This is a genomic window from Acinetobacter sp. V91_7 (assembly GCF_031799075.1).
Lineage (GTDB): Bacteria > Pseudomonadota > Gammaproteobacteria > Pseudomonadales > Moraxellaceae > Acinetobacter > Acinetobacter calcoaceticus.
Genome location: NZ_JAVQNT010000042.1, coordinates 50,613 through 74,024, shown reverse-complemented (window position 1 = coordinate 74,024; position 23,412 = coordinate 50,613). Strand labels below are relative to the sequence as shown.

The 23,412-nt window shown below is 40.2% G+C and carries 19 protein-coding genes; 9 read left to right on the top strand and 10 right to left on the bottom strand.

The window, feature by feature from the left end; all coding sequences use genetic code 11:
* Positions 1 to 24 precede the first annotated feature (24 nt).
* The 3 genes from RMB03_RS14570 to RMB03_RS14560 form a co-directional block, all read right to left on the bottom strand.
* A complete protein-coding gene (locus RMB03_RS14570) occupies positions 25 to 606 on the bottom strand; it encodes a dual specificity protein phosphatase family protein (protein WP_017392449.1) in 582 nt (193 codons plus the stop codon).
* Entirely contained in the window at positions 603 to 1,415 is an 813-nt protein-coding gene (locus RMB03_RS14565) for an MBL fold metallo-hydrolase (RefSeq protein ID WP_201774415.1), read from the bottom strand. Before RMB03_RS14565 ends, RMB03_RS14570 begins: the two co-directional genes overlap by 4 nt.
* A gap of 273 nt (positions 1,416 to 1,688) precedes the next feature.
* On the bottom strand, positions 1,689 to 2,339 hold the full coding sequence (locus RMB03_RS14560) for a peroxiredoxin (RefSeq protein ID WP_311076715.1): 651 nt from the start codon (positions 2,337 to 2,339) through the stop codon (positions 1,689 to 1,691).
* Positions 2,340 to 2,746: 407 nt separating this feature from the next.
* Between RMB03_RS14560 and secA the strand changes: the two genes are divergently transcribed.
* Together secA and RMB03_RS14550 are read left to right on the top strand one after the other, a co-directional pair.
* The gene (secA, locus tag RMB03_RS14555; RefSeq protein WP_017392451.1) at positions 2,747 to 5,467 is read left to right on the top strand and encodes a preprotein translocase subunit SecA; all 2,721 of its coding nucleotides are present in this window, start codon (positions 2,747 to 2,749) and stop codon (positions 5,465 to 5,467) included.
* A 130-nt stretch (positions 5,468 to 5,597) separates the two neighbouring features.
* Positions 5,598 to 6,017, top strand: a complete 420-nt coding sequence (locus tag RMB03_RS14550; RefSeq protein WP_056483463.1) for a hypothetical protein — start codon at positions 5,598 to 5,600, stop codon at positions 6,015 to 6,017.
* 64 nt (positions 6,018 to 6,081) lie between these two features.
* Here the strand turns inward: RMB03_RS14550 and RMB03_RS14545 are convergent, their stop codons facing one another.
* Together RMB03_RS14545 and trhA are read right to left on the bottom strand one after the other, a co-directional pair.
* Positions 6,082 to 7,392, bottom strand: a complete 1,311-nt coding sequence (locus RMB03_RS14545; RefSeq protein ID WP_005036225.1) for an MFS transporter — start codon at positions 7,390 to 7,392, stop codon at positions 6,082 to 6,084.
* Between the two features lie 133 nt (positions 7,393 to 7,525).
* Positions 7,526 to 8,167 (bottom strand): PAQR family membrane homeostasis protein TrhA, encoded by a 642-nt coding sequence (trhA, locus tag RMB03_RS14540; protein WP_311076714.1) that lies wholly within the window; start codon positions 8,165 to 8,167, stop codon positions 7,526 to 7,528.
* Between the two features lie 128 nt (positions 8,168 to 8,295).
* Between trhA and RMB03_RS14535 the strand changes: the two genes are divergently transcribed.
* Positions 8,296 to 9,507: an SAM-dependent methyltransferase gene (locus RMB03_RS14535; protein WP_311076713.1), complete on the top strand. Its 1,212-nt coding sequence runs from the start codon at positions 8,296 to 8,298 to the stop codon at positions 9,505 to 9,507.
* A 14-nt stretch (positions 9,508 to 9,521) separates the two neighbouring features.
* Complete coding sequence (locus RMB03_RS14530) at positions 9,522 to 9,941, top strand: GNAT family N-acetyltransferase (RefSeq protein ID WP_311076712.1); 420 nt, start codon at positions 9,522 to 9,524, stop codon at positions 9,939 to 9,941.
* A 29-nt stretch (positions 9,942 to 9,970) separates the two neighbouring features.
* Here the strand turns inward: RMB03_RS14530 and RMB03_RS14525 are convergent, their stop codons facing one another.
* The 5 genes from RMB03_RS14525 to RMB03_RS14505 all read right to left on the bottom strand — a co-directional run bounded on the left by RMB03_RS14525 (position 9,971) and on the right by RMB03_RS14505 (position 15,806).
* A complete protein-coding gene (locus RMB03_RS14525) occupies positions 9,971 to 10,831 on the bottom strand; it encodes a patatin family protein (protein ID WP_133747741.1) in 861 nt (286 codons plus the stop codon).
* An 11-nt stretch (positions 10,832 to 10,842) separates the two neighbouring features.
* Positions 10,843 to 11,100 carry a hypothetical protein gene (locus tag RMB03_RS14520; protein WP_004638947.1) on the bottom strand — a complete coding sequence of 86 codons (258 nt, stop codon included), beginning with the start codon at positions 11,098 to 11,100 and terminating at the stop codon, positions 10,843 to 10,845.
* Positions 11,101 to 11,264: 164 nt separating this feature from the next.
* Positions 11,265 to 13,400: a 3-hydroxyacyl-CoA dehydrogenase NAD-binding domain-containing protein gene (locus RMB03_RS14515; RefSeq protein ID WP_311076711.1), complete on the bottom strand. Its 2,136-nt coding sequence runs from the start codon at positions 13,398 to 13,400 to the stop codon at positions 11,265 to 11,267.
* Between the two features lie 18 nt (positions 13,401 to 13,418).
* Positions 13,419 to 14,624, bottom strand: a complete 1,206-nt coding sequence (locus RMB03_RS14510; protein ID WP_205468554.1) for an acetyl-CoA C-acetyltransferase — start codon at positions 14,622 to 14,624, stop codon at positions 13,419 to 13,421.
* A 171-nt stretch (positions 14,625 to 14,795) separates the two neighbouring features.
* Positions 14,796 to 15,806 (bottom strand): AraC family transcriptional regulator, encoded by a 1,011-nt coding sequence (locus RMB03_RS14505; RefSeq protein ID WP_004638954.1) that lies wholly within the window; start codon positions 15,804 to 15,806, stop codon positions 14,796 to 14,798.
* A 209-nt stretch (positions 15,807 to 16,015) separates the two neighbouring features.
* Between RMB03_RS14505 and RMB03_RS14500 the strand changes: the two genes are divergently transcribed.
* From RMB03_RS14500 to RMB03_RS14480, 5 genes are all read left to right on the top strand, one after another.
* Positions 16,016 to 17,134 (top strand): CaiB/BaiF CoA-transferase family protein, encoded by a 1,119-nt coding sequence (locus RMB03_RS14500; RefSeq protein ID WP_311076710.1) that lies wholly within the window; start codon positions 16,016 to 16,018, stop codon positions 17,132 to 17,134.
* A gap of 155 nt (positions 17,135 to 17,289) precedes the next feature.
* The gene (locus RMB03_RS14495; RefSeq protein ID WP_080593131.1) at positions 17,290 to 18,522 is read left to right on the top strand and encodes a carbohydrate porin; all 1,233 of its coding nucleotides are present in this window, start codon (positions 17,290 to 17,292) and stop codon (positions 18,520 to 18,522) included.
* Between the two features lie 174 nt (positions 18,523 to 18,696).
* On the top strand, positions 18,697 to 21,102 hold the full coding sequence (locus RMB03_RS14490) for a glucose/quinate/shikimate family membrane-bound PQQ-dependent dehydrogenase (protein ID WP_311076709.1): 2,406 nt from the start codon (positions 18,697 to 18,699) through the stop codon (positions 21,100 to 21,102).
* Positions 21,103 to 21,268: 166 nt separating this feature from the next.
* Positions 21,269 to 22,912 (top strand): nitrite/sulfite reductase, encoded by a 1,644-nt coding sequence (locus RMB03_RS14485; RefSeq protein ID WP_003655249.1) that lies wholly within the window; start codon positions 21,269 to 21,271, stop codon positions 22,910 to 22,912.
* The gene (locus RMB03_RS14480; RefSeq protein ID WP_004638960.1) at positions 22,905 to 23,390 is read left to right on the top strand and encodes a DUF934 domain-containing protein; all 486 of its coding nucleotides are present in this window, start codon (positions 22,905 to 22,907) and stop codon (positions 23,388 to 23,390) included. Before RMB03_RS14485 ends, RMB03_RS14480 begins: the two co-directional genes overlap by 8 nt.
* The last annotated feature ends 22 nt before the right edge of the window (positions 23,391 to 23,412 follow it).

Here is a 23,412-nt window from a genome sequence, read left to right as displayed (position 1 = left end):
TTGCATACAAAAGCAATCCAGTCTTTAGCTGCTGGAATTCGCCAGTTGCTGTTGAATCCATTTTACATTTTCAGTTGTAAATAGGCGGTCAATATTCTTCCAGATAATATGGTAGCCATAACCACCTTGTTTCATTTCTTTGACCGCATCATCAATTGCCCAATTCTCAAAAATAATACGATACATTGCAACGCTGGTGCCTGTGCGGTCTGAACCATGGTAGCAGTGTAATAAGACACGTTGATTGTTCTGCTTGGCAATTTTAATTTGCTGCATGACTTCTAATAGATCTTGTCGGTCAATTGCCCAAGTATTAATGGGTATATGTACGAGAGAGAAGTCTTCATTTTTAAAGATTAGATCATCTGAAGCTCTAGCTCTTAAATTAATAATGGTACTTATTTGATGACGTTTTAGCTCGGGAACCATCGTTGCATCGGGTTGTTCACTGCGAAAAACAGTATCACTAATCTGATAAAAGTTATGGGCCTCAGAGACTAAGGTCCCCCAGTCTTGGGGTCGATGCTCATGGGCAATACTTTCATGCTGCATACATCCCTGTAAATTTATACAGATGGCAAGTGTGATGAGTGATAATTTTTTCATGTTTGATACCGGTTAAGCTCATAAGGATCATGAGCACAAATTATTTCAATCGTTGGCTCATGTTGAGCTAAATGCTGCAAGCGTTTGAGATTAACAAGACGTTGCTCATTATCTTCTGCAAATGTTTTTTCCAGCAAACTAAGTGATCTTAATTTATTTTTAGGGTTTAACTCTAGGTGTGAGTAGTACGCATCTCCACAAAATAATAACCATTGATTTTGTTGCTTTATGGCAATGCCACAATGACCAGCTGAGTGACCCAATAAAGGCACCATTAAAATTTCATCTTGAAAAAGAGGAAAGCCTTTTACTTTCTCTAGGTTAAACCATGCTTCACCTTGCTGATATTCAACAAAGTTCCAGTAACGATGGTCTTTATATTGATTGGTTCTATAGCGAAGTTTGCCCTTAAAATTTGGAAGTTGGGCCGCGTTATATTCTGCCGCTAAAACATGAACTGTGGCATGGGGAAAATCTGAAATTCCACCTGCATGATCAAAATCAAGATGAGTGACAAAGATATGCTGAATATCCTTAGGATTAAACCCGAGTTTTTGGATTTGCTGGATGGCACTAAACTCAAGGTTAGTCTCAATTTTGCCTAAACGTTGGACTAATGAACCTAGTCGCTGCTTCATATGTAGATAATCTTGCAGCCCGAAGCCTGTATCAATAAGCACTAGACCTCGATCGGTTTCAACCAATAGGCAATGGCAGACAACTTCAGCCCGGAAGCCTTTTTGTCCAAAGAGTGGGGCACAAACTGGGCACATGCTGCCGCACTTTAAATGATGAATTTTATAGATCATGATTTTTATTTTTTATACCGAATCGCTTCGAGTTATAACTGATCTGGGCAGTAAAAACCATGTGTATTCAATACATAAATAAAAAGCCATCACGTTGGATGACTTTTTAGGGTGTGATATTTACTTAAGACTTTCTAAAAATTTGGTACTTATTTCCGATGCTCTGTTATGAACTTTTTAACTGGTTGCGTACGTGCCGCTGTCTGTTTTTATTCGAAAAGTTTCGAATGTTTGCCTACGCACTTCGTTTGTCTTGCACTTCGATTAAAGCCTTTAGTCGGTTTTATTACTTTCAGGCTGTGGTGTTAAGCGTAAATAAGGTTTAACCGCTGTATAGCCTTTAGGGAAGCGCTGTTTAATTTCTTCTTCATCTTTAAGTGATGGCACAATAACGACATCTTCGCCTTGTTGCCAGTTCGCTGGTGTCGCTACTTTATGCTTGTCAGTTAATTGTAATGAGTCAACAACACGTAAGACTTCATTAAAATTTCTGCCTGTTGAAGCAGGGTAGGTAATGATTAAGCGAACTTTTTTATTTGGATCAATAATCACTAATGAACGTACTGTTAGTGTTTCACTGGCATTTGGATGAATGAAACCATATAGCTCAGAGACTTTACGATCTTTATCTGCAATGATTGGAAAATTTACAGTCGTGTTTTGTGTTTCATTAATATCGTTGATCCACCCCTTATGAGACTCTACATCATCTACTGACAAAGCAATCGCTTTAACATTACGCTTCGTAAATTCATCTTTTAATTTTGCTGTATAACCTAACTCTGTTGTACATACGGGCGTATAGTCGGCTGGATGTGAAAATAAAATTCCCCAACTATCCCCTAAAAAATCATAAAAATTAATTGTGCTTTCACTCGATTCTTGTTGAAAATCGGGGGCTGTATCTCCTAATCGTAGTGTCATGATCGTTCCTCAATTGCTCATAATTTGTTATTCGATCCAATGAATATGCAGCATTATCTTTATGATTAAAATTATTGTTTTTGTATTTTATTATGAGTTTTTTATATAAGTGTAAATATATATGACTAAAACTCACTATTTTATGTGCTTAATCAATGTAACTTTAAGGTAAATTTGCTAAATTAGATTTCTCGGAAGTTATGCTTAATAGATGAGCGTTAATGTTACGTTTTTAGGTGCAAGGCACATTACGGGGGACTAGGCGAATGATAAAACCATTCGTCTAACTATCAGATTTTTTTTAGGGGTTTTGTGCAAAACCCTTGTACTTCAAATTTCTGGCACCATAATAAACGACTGAGAAAAAGTTTATTCATTTGACCAAGCAAGATTTAGAGAGTTTATCCATGTTGGCAAGTCTGATCGGAGGTATCTTCGGTACAAAAAATGAGCGCGAACTCAAACGCATGCGCAAAATTGTTGAGCAAATCAATGCGCTCGAGCCGACGATATCAGCTTTAAGCGATGCAGACTTATCTGCAAAAACTCCAGAATTCAAACAACGTTATAATAATGGCGAAAGTTTAGATAAATTACTTCCAGAAGCGTTTGCAGTGTGTCGTGAAGCTGCCAAACGTGTAATGGGCATGCGTCACTATGACGTTCAGCTTATTGGTGGTATTACCTTACATGAAGGTAAGATTGCCGAAATGCGTACCGGTGAAGGTAAAACCCTTATGGGTACTTTGGCGTGTTATTTAAACGCATTAAGTGGCGAAGGCGTTCATGTCATTACTGTGAACGATTATTTGGCACAGCGTGATGCTGAGTTGAACCGCCCATTATTTGAATTTTTGGGTTTATCTATTGGTACGATCTATTCAATGCAAGGTCCTTCTGAAAAAGCGGAAGCTTATCTTGCTGATATTACTTATGGTACCAATAACGAATTCGGTTTTGACTACTTACGTGACAACATGGTGTTTTCTTTAGCAGAAAAGAAACAACGTGGCTTGCACTATGCCATTATCGATGAAGTTGACTCAATCTTGATTGATGAAGCACGTACACCATTAATTATTTCTGGTCAAAGTGAAGACTCTTCACATCTTTATGCTGCAATCAATACGATTCCCCCTAGATTACGTCCACAAAAAGAAGAAAAAGTTGCAGATGGTGGACATTTCTGGATTGATGAAAAGCAGCGTTCAGTTGAAATGACCGAAATTGGTTATGAAACTGTTGAGCAAGAACTTATTCAGATGGGCTTGTTGGCTGAAGGTGAAAGCTTATATTCAGCAACAAATTTAAGCCTTGTTCACCATGTGTCTGCCGCTATTCGTGCACATTTCTTATTCCAACGCGATGTTCACTATATTATTCACGACGGCGAAGTCGTGATTGTTGATGAGCATACTGGCCGTACAATGCCAGGTCGTCGTTGGTCAGAAGGTTTGCATCAAGCAGTTGAAGCAAAAGAAGGTTTGGAAATTCAGCCTGAAAACCAGACTTTAGCGACCACAACATTCCAGAACTATTTCCGTTTATATAAAAAGCTTTCAGGTATGACAGGTACTGCTGATACTGAAGCTGCGGAAATGAAAGAAATTTATGGCCTCGATGTTGTGATTATTCCAACTCACCGCCCAATGGTACGTAATGACCAAAACGATTTAATTTATTTAAACCGTAACGGTAAATACGACGCGATTATTCAGGAAATTACGAATATTCGTGAGCAAGGTGTGGCACCGATTCTTATTGGTACAGCGACCATTGAAGCTAGTGAAATTTTATCTTCTAAGTTAATGCAAGCTGGTATTCATCACGAAGTGTTGAATGCAAAACAACATGAGCGTGAAGCTGACATTATTGCTCAAGCGGGTAGCCCGAATGCAGTAACGATTGCAACGAACATGGCGGGTCGTGGTACTGACATTATCTTGGGTGGTAACTGGAAAGCGAAACTTGCCAAACTTGAAAACCCTACTGCTGAAGATGAAGCACGTCTGAAAGCACAATGGGAACAAGACCACGAAGATGTATTGCAATCAGGTGGTTTGCATATCATTGGTTCTGAACGCCATGAATCACGTCGTATTGATAACCAGTTACGTGGTCGTGCAGGCCGTCAGGGTGACCCTGGTGTTTCTCGTTTCTATTTGTCTCTTGAAGATGACCTTATGCGTATTTTCGCAGGTGACCGCGTAGTCGGAATGATGCGTGCGATGGGTCTACAAGAAAATGAAGCGATTGAACACAAAATGGTGAGTCGTTCAATTGAGAACGCTCAGCGTAAAGTTGAAGCTCGTAACTTTGATATTCGTAAAAACTTATTGAAATACGATGATGTGAATAATGAACAACGTAAGATCATTTATTCACAACGTGATGAAGTGTTAGCTGAAAATACCTTAAAAGAATACGTCGAAGAAATGCATCATGAAGTGATGAAAGGCGTGATTGCTAACTTTATTCCACCTGAGTCAATTCATGACCAGTGGGATGTTGAAGGTTTAGAAAATGCTTTACGTATTGATTTGGGCATTGAGCTACCAATTCAGGAATGGTTAGATCAAGATCGTCGTCTAGATGAAGAAGGTTTAGTTGAGCGAATCAGTGATGAAGTGATTGAACGTTATCGCCAACGTCGTGCTCAAATGGGTGATGAATCAGCAGCAATGCTTGAACGTCACTTCGTTTTAAACTCTCTTGATCGTCATTGGAAAGATCACTTAGCTGCAATGGATTACTTGCGTCAAGGTATTCACTTACGTGGCTATGCGCAAAAAAATCCTGAACAGGAATACAAGAAAGAAGCTTTCAACCTGTTTGTAAATATGCTCGGTATTATTAAAACTGATGTTGTGACTGATTTGTCTCGTGTACATATCCCAACACCAGAAGAACTTGCAGAAATGGAAGCTCAACAGCAGCAGCAAGCTGAATCAATGAAGCTTTCTTTTGAACATGATGATGTAGATGGTTTAACGGGTGAAGTTACACTTTCTCAAGAAACCATGAACGAGTCTGCCGATCAGCAAACTTTCCCTGTTCCAGAAAGCCGCAATGCGCCATGCCCATGTGGCTCTGGATTAAAATATAAGCAGTGTCACGGTAAGATCTAATCTGCCTTCACAAAAAAGCAGAACAATTGTTCTGCTTTTTTTACGTTTGTAGTAAGCCTGTGAATAATGTTTGCAGTTTTAAGCATTAAATGCTATTTACTTCTCATCCAGAGTGTATGTTGGAAAGACAATGAAAAAAGTATTACAACCTTTATTTTTAACTGTTCTTGCTGTGCCTAGTTTTGTTTTCGCAGCAGAAGCAGCTTCAGCCCCTCAAACGACAACGGTTGACAAAGTACTTGCAGCAAAAGGCCCAACTTCGGCTCAAGCTGTAGTGAAGCAAGAAAATACAACAGTGATTAGCCCTCGCACAGGTATTCGCTATACGTTGGGTAACACAGCTAATCGCCCAATTATTTTACAAACCACTGCGATTGCTCCGGCAAACTCAGCAAATATTAATCGTATTGTGGCGACTAACCCGGCTTTATCTACGAAGAGCCAAGAAAAAGCAAAAGTGGCTTTAATTGGAGAGGCGGCGGTAGCAGGCCCAGCGGCAGTTGCAGCAAGTAATATGAGTGCTCCTGCAAATCCGACAACAATAAATTAAGCTGTATCTATAAAAAAGCCGGTCAATGATGAGCCGGCTTTTTTTATATAAGAATTTCTAGTTTTTAGATCTGATTATTCACATCATCATTTTTTGTTTCACGAATGAATAAGAAAGCGATGAGTGATAGAAGTGATGCTGCAGTAAGATAATAGCCAACTGCATATAAACCATAAGTTTCAGCAAGTTTAGTGGCAATGAGTGGAGCAAAAGATGCACCAAAAATACCTGCCAAGTTAAACGTTAACGCTGAACCTGTATAACGAACAGAAGTTGGGAAAAGTTCAGAAAGAACGGTACCAATCGGACCATAGGTCAAGCCCATAATCGACAAGCCTGTACATAAGAAGAGAAAGACGATTAACGTATTTCCAGACTCTAACATGCTAGAGAAGAACAAACCGAAAATCGCAGCAGCAATACAAACACCAATCGAAGTGGCTTTACGTCCAAATTTTTCTGCAAAAATAGCCGATAATGGAATAAACGCAGCAAAGCACAGTGTGGCAAAGAGTTGAAGTTCCAAGAACTCACCGCGTGCATAGCCTAATTTAGTGGTTGCCCAGTTTAAGGCAAATACCGTCGTAAGATAGAACACCACAAAAGTACAGATTGCTGCAATCGTACCAAGTACAAGTTTGCCTGTATGTTTAGTTAAGACTTCTTTAAATGGAATATTTACTTCTTTTTGCTTATCCAAGACCTTTTGAAATGCTGGAGTCTCATGGAGTTTTAAACGGATATATAAGCCAACAATCACTAATACAGCACTTGCAATAAAGGGAATACGCCAGCCCCATTGCATGAATGCCTGCTCAGGAATGGCTGCACCCAATAATAAAAATGAACCTGTTGCTAAAATAAAGCCAATTGGAGCCCCAAGCTGTGGGAACATGCCATACCATGCGCGCTTACCTTCAGGTGCATTCTCTGTTGCAAGTAATACAGCACCACTCCATTCACCACCTAAACCTAAGCCTTGTCCTAGACGGCATACAGCTAATAGTAATGGAGCGACAATTCCAATCTGTGCATATGTTGGAAGTAAACCAATACAGACTGTTGAAATACCCATGGTGAGCAAAGCTGCAACTAGAGTGGCTTTACGACCGATACGGTCTCCTAAATGACCGAATAACGCTGCACCGATAGGGCGAGCAATAAAGGCAATGGCGAAGGTTGCTAAAGATTGTAAGACTGCGGCACTGCCACTACTAGCAGGGAAAAACAGGTGAGGAAAAATAATAACGGCAGCTGTTGCATAGATATAAAAGTCGAAGAACTCAATGGTTGTACCGACTAAGCTTGCAAACAAAACCCGCGCTTTTGAATTAGTGGCTACCGCTGGAGCAGCAGTCGCAGAAGTTGACTCCATATAAGACCTTATATCAGTTAAAATTTATTTTTAATTTACTATTCTTTTTAAAGACATATTTTTCTCAAAGAATAGCGTGAAAGAACATCATCCATGACTCTTTCAGGATCACTGAATAAGAGTGAAAAATGAACTAAACAATGTACCAATAGATCGCAAGAAAGTGTGCTCCTGCACCTAAAAGCACAAAAATGTGCCAGATCGCATGGGTATATCTTACCTTTTTTAACGCGTAAAACAATGCTCCAACCGTATAAGCTAAACCGCCAATAATCAAGAAAATCAATGCGTCTTTACTCAAATAAGTACGCATATCATCCATTACAAAAACGGCAAGCCATCCCATTACAATATAGGCCAGCAAAGAAATTTTTTGAAAACGATGGATAAAAACTAACTTGAAAAGTGTACCAATTGCAGCAATGCTCCAGAGAGCAATAAGCAGAATATGGGCTTTTTGTGTAGGAATCGCGATGATTAAGAAAGGGGTATATGTCCCCGCAATTAAATAATAAATAGCAGTGTGGTCTAGTTTCTTATACCAATAACGTAGATTTTGTGTTTGAGCAAAATGATAGAGTGTTGAACTGGTGAAAACTAGAATTAGACTAAATGAGTATACCCATAAACCAATCCACTGCGCAGTTGGAAGATAAGATCCCTTCATAATTAAAAAGATAGAAGCAATAACTGCCATAACGACACCAGCTCCATGGCTGTAGGCGTTAAGTAGTTCTTCTTTAGGATCGTAAGTTTCCAGCACAGATTTACTCATGAGTTTAATTTTTTTGATTAAAAATACAAATGTATAGAAATACAAAACAGTCGTAAAGTTATTTTATTTTTAATCCTAGACCCTTTAAACTTCTATTTTATATGAGTCTTCATTTTTTAGGTATATCCGTGTCGGTTTTCTCCTTTGAGCAAGAACAGCAATTCTTTTATGAAATCAAACAAATGCTTGATGAGCAGACTTTTGAGCGTTTGATTTTGAGCCAATATAAAGGAGAGTTGGAACAACTGGAAAAAATCACTTTCCGTGTTGTAGAGTTACATGGGCAAAAACAGCTTTCGGCTTTATATCACTATACGACCCAAGATGTGACCAAAAATTCTTCATTTGAAGAAGGCTTAGAACAGATTGCAGCGCTTTTAGTGCAGTGTAAGCAAGCGAACTTATTTTCAACTACTCAAGAAATCCAACTTAAAAAAAATAAGAAAAAAGCCCTATTAAATATAGGTAAAAAGCAGGCCGTAAATTCTGTACAGACAATTCAGACTCATGATCGTGAAAAGCAACGCTATGTACAGCAGGGCAATGCATTTCTAAAAGAGCTTGGTATTACCGATGAAAAAGGCCAAATCATTCCAAGCATGGCGCGTAAATGGAAACAGATAAATAAATTTATTGAAATTTTTGCGAGTGCCTATGAACAGATTGACGCATCTCAGCAAGAGTTACGGATTGTCGATTTCGGTTCAGGTAAAGGCTATTTAACTTTTGCTTTATATGATTATTTGCAAGAACAACAAAAAACACCTCTCATTACCGGCGTTGAATTACGCCCAAATCTAGTTGGATTTTGCCAAAAAGTTGCAGATAAAGTTGATTTCAATCATTTAGACTTTTTTGAAGGTGATGTACGTAGTTATCAACCGGAAAAGTTAGATGTCATGATTGCCTTACATGCTTGTGACATTGCTACCGATTTTGCGATTCATACCGGCATTCGTTTAAATGCATCAATGATTATGTGTGCCCCATGTTGCCACAAAGAGTTGCGCCCACAATTACATAGCCCAGAAGTGTTACAACCCATGCTACAGTTTGGTATTCATGCTGGTCAGCAAGCTGAAATGTTGACTGATACATTACGTGCATTACTTTTAAAAGCTTATGGCTATGAAACCAAAGTTTTTGAGTTTGTATCGCTTGAACATACCAGTAAAAACAAAATGATTTTGGCAACAAAGCGTAAGGATGTTACTCAGCCTGATGCCAAGATCATGGCTCAAATTCAAGCCTTGAAAGAAATGTATGGTATTAAAAAACAAACTCTAGAATTGTTATTACAAGACCAGTTGCCTATCGAGAATATTGGTTGTAAGTGTTAAGTAGGTTATAACCCATGTATAAAATTATAGCGGGTGGGTGGGAGCAGCTTGAGAAAGATGCCAAGCTCATTCGTGAGCAAGTTTTTATTCAAGAGCAGGGAATTGCCCCTGAAGATGAATGGGATGATTTGGATGCCATGGTTTTACACTTTATTGTGTATGACCGTGAGCAACCAATTGCTACAGCGCGATTGTTGCCACAGCATAGTGTAGGGCGGGTAGCTGTTTTAGTACCTTATCGCAAGCGAGGGATCGGCAAAATTTTAATGCAGCACATTATTGATTATGCGCACCAGCAGAACTTACCTTATCTAAAGCTTTCAGCTCAAACTTATGTGACCGCTTTTTACGAAGCATTGGGCTTTGTGGTTCAAGGCGAGGAATATCTAGATTGTGGTATCCCACATATTGATATGACTTTAGAGTTAAATTGAGACTTCTTTTTAGAAATCTCAATTTGGCATTATTTCATTGCATTCCAGCTTTCAATGGCTTGTAAACCTGTTTCTAAGCCGACTTCATAGCTATAGCGAAGCTTTTTCGGATTAGTACTTAAACGACCTGCCATGTTTTTAAGCGGCGGCGGGCAAACTTCTAAAATTTGCTGGTCTGGGTTAGAACCGCGGACAAAATCTACTGAAGCATTATATCTGGCACAACGGCTACGTAAGCTGTTTGCAAAACCATAATGATGTTTAAAAGCATATTTCGCGAGGAATTGATCCCCTCTACTACTGGCTTTAAAATAATTTTTTGGGCGAGTGCGTAAAACTAACAGTTTTTTGACATCACTTTGCTGAGCCGTCCAGCGTACAGGTAAAGCATCTGCAACACCGCCATCAAAATAGGGTTCACCCATAATGTCGACGGGATGACGCGTTAAAACTGGAATTGAGCTAGAAGCACGAAGTGCATTTAGCAAATTATCTTTACCAGCACGAAGATATTCTGCATGACCTGTTTTGGCATGCGTCAACACCATATAAAAATCAGGATTTTTTGCAAACAGACTTTGCTGATCAAGCGGATGCTCTTGCTCGCCAATCTCCCACATCCATTTTAAATCAAGTAAATCACCGCCTTTAAAAAAGCGTTTGTAATCGATAAATTCAGGACGGAGTGAGTGATCAATATAAAACGTTAACGTGCGGCCTTGTTGGCCTGCTAAGTAATTTGCAACGTTGGTTGAACCAGATGATACGCCAACATATAAATCGAAAGGGTTGAACTGCTGCTGTAAAAAAGCATCAAGTACGCCACTGGTAAAGGCACCACGCATGCCTCCACCCTCTACAACAAGTGCATTACGGGAAAAATCTGTCATTTGATATCTAATTACTGAGTTGAGTTCTGATGTTCTTTCATATCCATTTCAGACATGTTGTCACTATGTTGAGCGTGTTGCTCTGTGGAATTTTCAGCTTTTTGCTGCATTTGCTCTTGTTGTGCTTTGCGTTGAGCCCCTGGCATATAGTCAGGTTCATTACTCATCGCTAAATAGAAAAAGCCAAGGAAAATTGCACTCAAAACACCAACGATCAGAACAAATTTCCAACCTAAAATTGCTGACTCGGAAGAATTTTTATCGGACATAAGGATTTCTCGAATGTGCTTTAGAAGCACAAAAATGAAGTCTATTTATAGCATATTTAGGCAGGAGGCTGAAATCTTAAAGGTCATAAAGAAAAACCCATATAAATAAAATATATTTATATGGGTAAGGTTTATGCAGTTTTTAAATATCCAATAAGTCTAGGTTATTGAATATTTTGTTTCTGCTCAGCTTTGGTTTTTAGCAAAGTTGGAGGTGTAAAACGTTCACCATATTTGGCAGCTAATTCTTCAGCTCGTTTTTGTGCTTTATCAGTACCGTATTGATTCAGAAACTGGATCGCACCTCCGGTCCAAGGAGCATAACCAATACCAAAGATTGAACCGACATTGGCATCAATAACCGACTCCAAAACACCTTCATCATAACAACGTAGGGTATCTAAAGCCTGTACAAACAGAATGCGATCGATCATATCTTGTTCAGAAATGTCGTGATCTTTTTGCCAGCGGTTTAAACCTTCCCACAGGTGCTTTTTACCACTTTCAGGATATTCATAGAAACCTGCACCGGCTGCTTTACCTTTACGGTTTAACTCATGAATCATGGTATGAACGACCTCATCGACAGAGGTCTTAGGCAAATCTTTTCCTTCAGCTTGCAAAGCTTTACGTGCTTCACTGGCAACATGTTCGGTTAAAGTTAAAGATACTTCATCTTGAATAGCGAGGGGACCTACAGGCATGCCTGCTTTAAGTGCTGCCATTTCAATGCGGGCTGGATGAACGCCTTCGGCAAGTAAGCGCATACCTTCTTGAATAAAAGTACCAAACACACGACTGGTAAAGAAGCCACGACTATCATTGACAACAATCGGTGTTTTTCCAATTTGTTGTACAAAGTCGTAGGCTTTGGCAAGTGTGTCGCTTGAAGTGTTTTTACCTTTAATAATTTCAACCAACTGCATTTTGTCGACTGGGCTAAAGAAATGTAGTCCAATAAACTTCTGGTCATCTTTACTCGCTGTCGCCAAACCTGTGATTGGTAGGGTGGAAGTATTCGATGCAAAGATTCCACTTTCAGCTAAATATTGTTCAGCTTCTTGAGTAACTTTGGCTTTGAGCTCTTGGTTTTCAAATACCGCTTCAATAATGAGATCACAGCCTTGTAAGTCTTGTGCTGAGGCAGTTGCTGTAATGAGGGATAATACTTGGTCACGTTTTTCTGCGGTCATACGGCCTTGAGAAACGCGTTTATCAAGGAGTTTCTGTGAATAGGCTTTGCCTTTTTCAGCATTTTCAACAGACACATCTTTCAGTACCACAGGAATGCCTTTAATTGCGGTTGAATATGCAATACCAGCACCCATCATGCCCGCGCCTAACACACCAACTTTGGTGGCTTGCCATTTTGCAACATCGGCAGGGCGGCTAGCACCAGACTTAATTGCATTTAGACCGTGCCAGAAAGTACCGATCATGTTTTTAGAGATCTGACCCGTGGTGAGTTCGGTGAAGTAACGAGATTCGATGCGTAACGCTGTATCGACATCGACCTGAGCGCCTTCGACTGCTGCCGCCATAATTGCTTCAGGAGCAGGGTAACAACCTTTGGTTTTGTCTCTTAACATGGCTGGGGCAATAGCAAGAACTTGAGCAACAGCTGGAGTCTTTGGATCGCCACCTGGAATTTTATAACCCTTCACATCAAAAGGTTGTTGAGACTTTGGATTGGCTTTTACCCATGCGATTGCTTTATCTAAAAGCTCTTGTTCGTTTTCGGCAGTGTCATGTATCAGACCTAAAGATTTTGCCTTATCGACACCAAACTGCTTACCTTCCATTAAAAATGGGAATGCATTTTGTAAGCCAAGTAGGCGTACCATGCGGACAATACCACCGCCACCTGGTAACAGGCCTAAAGTGACTTCTGGTAGGCCGAATTTGCTTTTTGGGTCATTAATAGCAATGCGGTGATGGCAACTTAATGCAATTTCCCAACCGCCACCAAGGGCTGTGCCATTTAAGGCTGCAACTACAGGAATACCTAGAGTTTCAATGGTACGTAAATGACCTTTTAACTTTTCAACCATGTTGAAAAAATCAGTGGCATGTTCAGGCTGAACCTGAATAAGCTCATCTAGATCGCCCCCAGCAAAGAAAGTTTTTTTGGCTGAGCGGAAAATAACGCCCGCAAGTGCTGTTTCTGCTTTTAGTTTTTGGGTTGCCTCATCAAGCGAGTCTCGAAACTCGGCATTCATGGTGTTTGCAGATTGACCTGTTGAATCAAGCGTTAAAATGACAATGTTATCGGCATTTTTTTCGTATTGGATTGCACTCATCTTTTATATCCCTAATCTTTATACGCGTTCAATAATGGTGGCAATACCCATACCACCACCGACACAGAGCGTAGCTAAACCGCGCTTTTTATTTTGACGTTCAAGCTCATCAAGTAGCGTGCCTAAAATCATGGCACCCGTTGCACCCAATGGATGGCCTAAAGCAATCGCACCGCCATTTACATTGACTTTTTCTGGTGGAACATTGAGTTCATTGATAAAACGCATTACAACTGCTGCAAAGGCTTCATTGACTTCAAACAGGTCAATATCATCAATGGTAAGACCAGCTTTTTCTAAGGCTTTACGTGCCGCAGGAGCAGGGCCAGTCAGCATGATCGTTGGGTCTGTCCCGACCAGTGCAGTCGCCAAAACTTTAGCGCGCGGTTTTAAGTTTTGTTCTTTCACGGCTTTTTCTGAGGCCAATAAAACAACAGCAGCTCCATCGACAATGCCAGATGAGTTACCTGCATGATGAACATGATTGATTTTTTGTGCTTCAGGATATTTTTGTAAGGCGATGGCATCAAAACCCATTTGTCCCATCATTTCAAAACTTGGGTTGAGTTTAGTCAGTCCTTCAACTGTCGTATTTCCTTTAATAAATTCATCTTTTTCTAAAATAACCACACCAGAATGATCTTTTACTGGAACCACTGATTGATCGAAATAGCCATTTGCCTGAGCTGCTGCAGCTTTTTGCTGAGAGTTTACTGCAAATGTATCTACATCTTCACGGCTATAACCATCTAAGGTTGCAATGAGGTCAGCCCCTACACCTTGTGGAACAAATGATGATTTTAGATTGGTTTCAGGGTCTAACGCCCACGGCCCGCCATCGGAGCCCATTGGAATGCGTGACATTGACTCGACGCCACCAGCAACCACTAAATCTTCCCAGCCTGAGCGAACTTTCATTGCTGCCATGTTGACTGCTTCTAAACCTGAAGCACAAAAACGATTGATTTGCACCCCAGCAACATCATCATTCCAACCCGCTGCAATCGCTGCTGTTTTAGCAATATCACCACCTTGATCACCAATTGGCGTTACGCAACCTAGAACAATATCGTCGACTTTAGACGTATCAAGCTGATGGCGTTGCTGTAATTCGTTTAATAAAGTGGTGAGTAAGGTAATTGGTTTTACTTCGTAAAGAGAGCCGTCTTTTTTTCCTTTTCCGCGTGGTGTGCGAATGGCATCAATAATATAAGCCTCGCTCATAACAGTTCCTTTTTTATTGCTTAAAATTTATTTGTGTTTTGAGTGTACTGGTTTTAATAGCGAGTGCAATGACGATAAGCGCACCAGTCAGGTGATGATTTTTGCCAATAGAGATACAAAAAAGCCCAAGTTGAACTTGGGCTAAATGTGAAACTTAAATAGATTAAAGAATTAGTGGTAGCCGTGTAGCTGGCGATATAAACCAGGGGTCACACCTGTCCATTTTTTAAATGCGCGGTGGAAAGTACTGGTTTCACTAAAGCCAACTTGTTGTGCAACATCTTCAAGTGTTAATTCTGGGTTGAGTAACAAATGAATAGCAGCATCTCGGCGCAGGGCATCTTTCACGCCTTGGTAACTTTTACCTTCAGCAGCCAAGCGGCGGCGTAAGGTTTGAGGAGATAAGTACAGCATTGATGCAACGTCATTAAGCGTTGGCATTTCTTCACCAATCTGGCTTTTAAGCACGTCACGAATACGAGAAGTCAGCGAGTTGGTGTTTTTGAATTTTACTAAAAGCTGAGCAGGAGCTGCTTTTAAGAACTCTTCTAGCGTTTTTTCATCTTGGCGGATTGGTAAGTCAAGATAATCGGCTGCAAAGGTAATTTCAGTACGCGGTGCATCAAACTGCATGACCGGCGCAAAAAATAATGCATCATATTCATCTGCATGAGCAGGACGTGGATAGCTAAAATGAACACGTTCTAAAGGTAAGCGACGTTCAATCAGCCAAGATGCCAAACCATGCCAAATCATTAACATACTTTCAGTAATGAAATGGTCTGGATCTAATGTTTTTGGAATGAGTGGAACTAAACGTGCTTCATGTTTGTCACGCTCTAGGCTTACAGACCATTCATCACCGAATAATTTGTAAAATTGAGATGAGAGTTCAAGGGCTTGGCCCAAGGTTTTTGCATGAATAATCAACTGACACATAATGGCAAAAGTGCCCAAACGACGTGGCTGTACATCAAAACCAACGTGTTCATCTTGTGTGACCATCCACAACATTTTTATAAAACGAGTGTATTGTTCTGGCGAGATTCGAGCTTTAGGTTGACGTAATAGTTCCGCTTCGATACCCACATGTGAAAGTAACGTCTCGACATCCATGCCAAGGCGTTTTACGCCTGTCAAAGCCGCATTCACGAAGTGGATGCTAATCGTATCGCGACTCATATTGAATCCTTCAGTCTCTTTGATGTTCACTTTAAATTGACCTAAATGACCGTCTAAAAAAATAAATTGGCGATTTACAACAGAGTAAAAGCACTTTTTACATGTTAAATTGCCGAAATGATCAAGGTAAATGGCTGAACATGACATTGTTTTAGAATATTTGCTTAACTAATATAAAAGAAAATATGAATAATAGTGGTTAAAAAACGATGACGACAGCATTAAATGGACTTAAAGTTCTCGATTTCTCGACACTCTTACCTGGACCTTTTGCCACAATGTATTTAGCCGATATGGGCGCAGAAGTCATCCATATTGAATCTCCATCACGTCCAGATTTAATTCGCATCATGCCGCCTTATGCAAATGGACAAGCAACGGCACATAGTTATTTAAATCGAAATAAACAGTCGATTGTTCTTGATTTAAAAGATCCAGCGAGTATTGAGCTGATTAAAGCTAAGATTTCCGAATTTGATATTGTCATCGAGCAGTTTCGACCTGAGGTGATGCAACGTCTAGGATTAGACTATTCAACGCTTGCAGAAATTAATCCACGTTTAATTTATTGTTCAATTACCGGATATGGACAGACAGGAAGCTATAAAGACAGAGCTGGACATGACATTAACTATTTAGCTTTAGCTGGTATTGCTGGGTATAGCGGCCGACAAGACAGTGGCCCGCCACCGCTTGGTATTCAAGTTGCAGATATTGCAGGTGGTTCACTTCATGCGGTCATTGCTATTTTAGCCGCAGTGGTTGAGCGCGGGCGTAGCGGCATGGGGCAATACATTGATATTTCTATGACAGATTGCGTGGCAAGCTTAAATAGTATGGCTGCATCAGCCACACTTGCTGCACAGGTCGAACAGGCTCCAGAGCATGGCATGCTTAATGGTGGCATTTTCTATGATTATTATATGACACAAGATGGGCGCTATCTATCAATTGGTAGTCTTGAACCACAATTTATGTCAGGGTTATCAATAGCGCTTGATTTGCCACTACTATTACAAAAAGGTGCTTCATTAGATGCCGATGACCGACAAGAGGTTAAACAAGCTATTCAAGGAAAAATAAAGACTAGAACATTTAAAGAATGGCATGAAATATTCGCAAATCTTGATGTGTGTGTAGAACCTGTTTTAAGCCTAACTGAGTCCTTAAACTCGCCCTTAGCACAACAACGTGGATGGATTGTGGATGTACCTTTGCAAAATAATACAGCAGATACAGAACCACAATTGGCTTGTCCAATTAAGTTTTCAAGATCGAAAATGAGATATTCCTTTATAGGTCAAAAACTTGGTGAAGGGCAGTGGTAAAGAGTAGAGGCCATTTCTTATACAATGTGTATTAAGATTATTATTAGATTAATCAATTGATTAACATTTTGAATAATTTCTTTACATAAAATTAGCGTACCCTTTATAAACAAAGACATAAAAGGTATGTAAACATGAAAACACATAAATCCTTGATGGCTTCCTGTTTATCCGTTTTATCAATTACTCTTTTTATACAGCACGCACAAGCTGCGGCTGCATTTGACCCAAATAGTCCGTGGATGTTGGGTGATTGGAACGGTCAACGCACAGCGTTACAAGCACAAGGTTATGATTTTTCGTTTGGATATACCGGTGAATATGCCGGTATTTTAGACTCAAAGCAGACATCTACCCATGGTAGTGCTTATACGGGGCAACTTGCTTTAGGAACTCATTTTGACCTAAATAAAATTTTAGGTTGGCAAGATACAGAAGCTCAAATCACGTTAACTTATCGTGATGGTCAATCACTTTCTGAACATTCACCAGCTTTAGCTGGGCATTTGAGTTCTGTACAGGAAGTGTGGGGGCGTGAGCAAACTTGGCGTTTAACAGATTTGTGGATTAAGAAAAAATTCATGGATCAAAAGTTAGACGTTAAAGTCGGCCGTTTTGGTGAAGGTGAAGACTTTAATAGTTTTGACTGTGATTTCCAGAACTTGGCGCTTTGCGGTTCTCAAGTAGGGAACTGGGTCGGCGATCAGTGGTATAACTGGCCAGTGAGCCAATGGGCAATGCGTGTTAAATATAACTTGCAACCTGACTTATATACGCAAGTTGGTGTATATGAATATAACCCAGAAAATCTGGACCGAGGCAAAGGTTTTAACCTGAGTACGGATGGTTCTCACGGTGCGATTATTCCTGCCGAAGTGGTTTGGTCACCTAAATTAGGTGTTCAAAGCATGGCTGGTGAATACCGTTTAGGTTATTACTACAGTACTGCTGATGCCAAAGAAATTGCAGATGAAACAAAAAATTCTCATAAGCAAGGTGTTTGGGTAACTGCAAAACAAAAATTATTTCAGCCTGCTGATCAAACAGACCGCGGTTTGACTGGTTTTGTAAACCTGACTTTCCACGATTCCGACACCAACAAAATTGATAACATGCAAAATGTAGGCTTAGTCTATAAAGGTTTGCTGAATCAACGTCCTCAAGATGAGTTGGCATTAGGTGTTGCACGTATCCATATCAACGATGATTGGAACGATGTCCAAAATAAAGAATACGACACTGAATACAATACCGAGCTTTACTACGGTATTCATGCGACGAATTGGCTGACTATCCGTCCAAATGTGCAATATGTTCGTCATGTTGGGGCATTAAAAAATGGTGATAATACTTGGGTAGGCGGTATTAAATTCTCAACTGCATTCTAAGCGTAATTACTCCGAAAACGGATTGTCGAGGGTTAAATCATTGATTGACATAACTTGACCTTCCGTTTTTTTCTTTGTGCCTGAGTTTTATTTTAGATGTATTGATAGGCCAGTTTTTGAACAAAAGCTCGGCGTATCTTTCCGATAAAAATGATGATTGATAAGAGGTGATTTATGAATCAACCTACTTCAAGATCAGGATTAACGACTTTTACCGTAATTATTATTGGGTTATTAGCGTTATTCCTGTTAATTGGAGGTATTTGGCTCGCTACATTAGGCGGTTCAATTTACTATATTATTGCTGGTGTATTACTCCTGATTGTTGCATGGCAACTTTATAAGCGCGCTTCCACAGCATTGTGGGTATATGCCGCTTTAATGCTAGGTACCATTATTTGGGGTATCTGGGAAGTTGGAACCGACTTTTGGGCGCTTGCACCGCGTTTAGATATTTTAGGCATTCTTGGTTTATGGTTATTGGTTCCAGCCGTGACTCGTGGAATCAACAACCTTGGATCAAGTAAAGTTGCCTTATCTTCAACTTTAGCAATTGCAATCTTGTTAATGGTTTACTCTGTTTTCAATGATCCGCAAGAAATTAATGGTGAAATCAAAACACCTCAACCAGAAACTGCTCAAGCAGTACCTGGTGTTGCCGAGAGTGATTGGCCTGCTTATGGTCGTACTCAGGCAGGTGTACGTTATTCTCCGTTAAAACAGATCAATGACCAAAACGTAAAAGATTTGAAAGTTGCTTGGACTTTACGTACTGGCGATCTTAAAACGGGTAATGACTCTGGCGAAACAACCAATCAGGTTACTCCGATTAAAATCGGTAATAACATGTTTATCTGTACAGCTCATCAGCAATTAATCTCGATTGATCCCGCTACAGGTAAAGAAAAATGGCGTTTTGACCCGAAACTTAAAACGGATAAATCGTTCCAGCATTTAACTTGTCGTGGTGTGATGTATTACGATGCAAACAACACAACTGAGTTTGCAACGAGTCTTCAAGGCAAGAAATCTAACTCTACACAATGTCCGCGTAAGGTCTTTGTTCCAGTGAATGATGGCCGTTTAGTGGCAGTGAATGCTGACACTGGTAAAGCATGTACTGACTTTGGTAAAAATGGTGAAGTGAACTTGCAAGAGTTTATGCCATACGCTTACCCAGGTGGTTACAACCCAACCTCTCCTGGTGTCGTGACTGGTTCAACAGTTGTTATTGCTGGTTCGGTAACAGATAACTACTCAAACAAAGAGCCATCAGGTGTAATTCGTGGTTACGACGTTAACACTGGTAAACTTCTTTGGGTATTTGATACTGGCGCAGCAGATCCAAATGCAATGCCGGGTGAAGGTACCAATTTCGTTCATAACTCACCAAATGCGTGGGCACCTTTAGCATACGACTCAAAACTTGATATCGTTTATGTGCCAACAGGTGTAGGTACTCCAGACATTTGGGGTGGTGACCGTACTGAACTTAAAGAGCGCTATGCGAACTCAATGTTAGCGATTAATGCCTCTACTGGTAAATTAGTATGGAACTTCCAGACAACCCATCACGATTTATGGGATATGGATGTACCATCTCAGCCATCTTTAGCTGATATTAAAAATAAAGCTGGCCAAACTGTTCCTGCAATCTATGTATTGACGAAAACAGGTAATGCCTTTGTTCTTGATCGCCGTAACGGTCAACCAATTGTTCCTGTAACTGAGAAACCAGTTCCACAAACAGTTAAACGTGGACCACAAACGAAAGGCGAGCATTATTCAAAAACTCAGCCATTCTCTGACTTGAACTTGGCACCACAAGACAAATTGACAGATAAAGACATGTGGGGTGCCACAATGCTTGATCAGCTCATGTGTCGTGTATCTTTCAAACGTCTAAATTACGATGGTATTTATACTCCACCATCTGAAAACGGTACTTTAGTTTTCCCTGGTAACTTAGGTGTGTTTGAGTGGGGCGGTATGTCGGTTAACCCTGACCGTCAAGTTGCTGTAATGAACCCAATCGGATTGCCATTTGTAAGCCGTTTGATTCCTGCTGATCCAAACCGTGCGCAAACTGCAAAAGGTGCGGGAACTGAGCAGGGCGTACAACCAATGTACGGCGTACCTTATGGCGTAGAAATCAGCGCATTCTTATCTCCACTTGGTTTACCTTGTAAACAACCAGCTTGGGGATATGTTGCAGGCGTAGATTTGAAAACCCATGAAGTGGTATGGAAAAAACGTATTGGTACAATTCGTGACAGCTTACCGAACTTGTTCCAATTACCAGCTGTAAAAATTGGTGTTCCTGGTTTAGGTGGTTCAATCTCTACTGCCGGTAATGTCATGTTTGTTGGTGCAACTCAAGATAACTACTTACGTGCATTTAATGTCACTAACGGTAAGAAACTTTGGGAAGCGCGTTTACCAGCGGGTGGACAAGCAACACCAATGACTTATGAAATCAATGGTAAGCAATATGTTGTAATTATGGCCGGTGGTCATGGTTCATTTGGTACGAAAATGGGCGACTATTTAGTGGCTTATGCCTTACCAGATAACAAATAAAATGCTTCTATAAAAAGGGCCTGGATTTATCCAGGCTTTTTTTATATCGATTTATATTAAAGCTTATCAATAAAACCGTTATTAAATATGCAAAAAAAGCATTTTATTGATGAATAAAAGCTCGCTATGCTATCTGCCTTAATAATGAATCTACTAGCCATACGCCATGTATTTATATACCGATTTCGATCAGCAGCTGATTAATCAACGAGTTGCTCAGTTCCGCGATCAGACAGAGCGCTATTTAGCGGGCAAACTTTCTGAAGATGAATACCGTCCATTACGTTTGCAAAATGGTTTATATGTGCAACGCTATGCGCCTATGCTGCGTATTGCTGTGCCGTATGGCTTAATGAGTTCAAAACAATTACGTAAAATTGCTGAAGTTTCAACTGAATATGATCGTGGCTATGCACACGTATCTACACGTCAGAACATTCAGTTAAACTGGCCAGCTCTTGAAGATGTACCAGAAATTTTAGCTGAACTTGCAACGGTACAAATGCATGCCATTCAAACCAGTGGTAACTGTATTCGTAATACAACGACTGACCAATATGCAGGTGTGGTTGCAGGCGAAATTGCAGACCCACGTCCAACATGTGAATTGATTCGTCAGTGGAGTACGTTCCACCCTGAATTTGCATTCTTGCCACGTAAGTTCAAAATTGCCGTTTCTGCACTTGAAGAAAAAGACCGTGCTGCAACAGCATTCCACGATATTGGTGTATATATCGTGCGTAATGAAGCGGGTGAAATCGGCTACAAAATTATGGCTGGTGGCGGTTTAGGCCGTACCCCAATCATTGGTAGCGTCATTCGCGAGTTTTTACCACGTGAAGATTTAATTTCTTACTTAGAAGCCGTTCTGCGTGTTTATAACTTGCATGGCCGTCGTGATAACAAATATAAAGCACGTATCAAAATTCTAGTGAAAGCATTAACTCCTGAAGTTTTTGCTCAGAAAGTTGAAGCTGAATTTGAACATACACGTGAATCATTAAAAATTCAGCCAGAAATCTTGAAAAAACTGGATGAAGAGTTCATCCCATTTGACTATCAAGATTTGGCAGATGAAGACTTCACGGCCTTATTTGCTGAGCATCCAAAATTCAAGCAATGGTTCAATATCAACACACATGCACATAAAGTGAAAGGCTATCGTATTGTTACGATTTCTTTGAAACGTGCAGGTATCGCACCGGGCGATATGACCACCGAAGAAATGAACTTTATTGCAGATCTTGCTGATAAATATACTTTCGGTGAACTTCGCACAACTCACGAACAAAACATTGCTTTGGCAGATGTGCCTCAAAAAGATTTGTTCGATGTATGGCAAGCGCTTGAACAACAAAATATGGCACGTGCACATATTGGTTTTATTACCGATATTATTAGTTGCCCGGGCGGTGATTTCTGTTCACTGGCAAATGCGAAATCAATTCCAATTGCTGAAGCAATTACACGTCGTTTCGATGACTTGGATAAGGTGTATGACCTTGGTCATTTAGACTTAAATATTTCTGGTTGTATGAATGCCTGTGGTCACCACCACGTAGGTAACATCGGTATTTTAGGTGTAGATAAAAAAGGTGCTGAATTCTACCAAATTACATTAGGTGGTAATTCGGACCATGATGCATCAATCGGTGACATCTTAGGACCATCATTTGCAGCAGATGCTGTTCCAGACGTAATTGAAGAAATATTAAACACTTATCTTGATTTACGTACTGAAGGTGAGCGTTTTGTTGACACATATCGCCGTGTAGGAATTCAACCATTTAAGGAGCGTGCATATGCTTAATACAGCTCTACCAGTGCTTTATAAAGATGGCACGATCGCTGACAATACTTATCAAATCATTGCTGAAGATGGTGTTATTCCTCAAGGTGATGTTGTTGTAACAACAGCTCAACTAGACCAATTAGCAAACATTCAAGGTAAAAAAGCTTTGTATGTGACTGTGAATGATTCACCTGAAGATCATACATTCCCATTAAACGAGCTTAATGCAATTTTCATTGAGTTTGCAGGTTTTGGTGATGGTCGTGGGTACTCATTTGCTGCACTATTACGTCGCCAAGGTTTCCAAGGTGAATTGCGGGCAACGGGTGATGTATTTAAGGATGTCTTAAACTACTTAAAACGTTCTGGTTTTGATAGTTTTGTCGTAAAAGAAGGCAAAGACGTGCAAGAAGCGGCGGCAGGTTTACAAGACTTTACCAACCCATATCAAGCTTCAACCGCTGTACCGCAAGCAAGTTATCAAACTGGCGCTTAAATAGATTTCAAATACGAAAGCT

Excerpts from the sequence above, each read along its gene's own strand:
- RMB03_RS14570 (WP_017392449.1), bottom strand. The coding sequence starts at position 606 with ATGAAAAAATTATCACTCATCACACTTGCCATCTGTATAAATTTACAG.
- RMB03_RS14565 (WP_201774415.1), bottom strand. The coding sequence starts at position 1,415 with ATGATCTATAAAATTCATCATTTAAAGTGCGGCAGCATGTGCCCAGTT.
- RMB03_RS14560 (WP_311076715.1), bottom strand. The coding sequence starts at position 2,339 with ATGACACTACGATTAGGAGATACAGCCCCCGATTTTCAACAAGAATCG.
- secA (WP_017392451.1), top strand. The coding sequence starts at position 2,747 with ATGTTGGCAAGTCTGATCGGAGGTATCTTCGGTACAAAAAATGAGCGC.
- RMB03_RS14550 (WP_056483463.1), top strand. The coding sequence starts at position 5,598 with ATGAAAAAAGTATTACAACCTTTATTTTTAACTGTTCTTGCTGTGCCT.
- RMB03_RS14545 (WP_005036225.1), bottom strand. The coding sequence starts at position 7,392 with ATGGAGTCAACTTCTGCGACTGCTGCTCCAGCGGTAGCCACTAATTCA.
- trhA (WP_311076714.1), bottom strand. The coding sequence starts at position 8,167 with ATGAGTAAATCTGTGCTGGAAACTTACGATCCTAAAGAAGAACTACTT.
- RMB03_RS14530 (WP_311076712.1), top strand. The coding sequence starts at position 9,522 with ATGTATAAAATTATAGCGGGTGGGTGGGAGCAGCTTGAGAAAGATGCC.
- RMB03_RS14525 (WP_133747741.1), bottom strand. The coding sequence starts at position 10,831 with ATGACAGATTTTTCCCGTAATGCACTTGTTGTAGAGGGTGGAGGCATG.
- RMB03_RS14520 (WP_004638947.1), bottom strand. The coding sequence starts at position 11,100 with ATGTCCGATAAAAATTCTTCCGAGTCAGCAATTTTAGGTTGGAAATTT.
- RMB03_RS14515 (WP_311076711.1), bottom strand. The coding sequence starts at position 13,400 with ATGAGTGCAATCCAATACGAAAAAAATGCCGATAACATTGTCATTTTA.
- RMB03_RS14510 (WP_205468554.1), bottom strand. The coding sequence starts at position 14,624 with ATGAGCGAGGCTTATATTATTGATGCCATTCGCACACCACGCGGAAAA.
- RMB03_RS14505 (WP_004638954.1), bottom strand. The coding sequence starts at position 15,806 with ATGAGTCGCGATACGATTAGCATCCACTTCGTGAATGCGGCTTTGACA.
- RMB03_RS14500 (WP_311076710.1), top strand. The coding sequence starts at position 16,016 with ATGACGACAGCATTAAATGGACTTAAAGTTCTCGATTTCTCGACACTC.
- RMB03_RS14495 (WP_080593131.1), top strand. The coding sequence starts at position 17,290 with ATGGCTTCCTGTTTATCCGTTTTATCAATTACTCTTTTTATACAGCAC.
- RMB03_RS14490 (WP_311076709.1), top strand. The coding sequence starts at position 18,697 with ATGAATCAACCTACTTCAAGATCAGGATTAACGACTTTTACCGTAATT.
- RMB03_RS14485 (WP_003655249.1), top strand. The coding sequence starts at position 21,269 with ATGTATTTATATACCGATTTCGATCAGCAGCTGATTAATCAACGAGTT.
- RMB03_RS14480 (WP_004638960.1), top strand. The coding sequence starts at position 22,905 with ATGCTTAATACAGCTCTACCAGTGCTTTATAAAGATGGCACGATCGCT.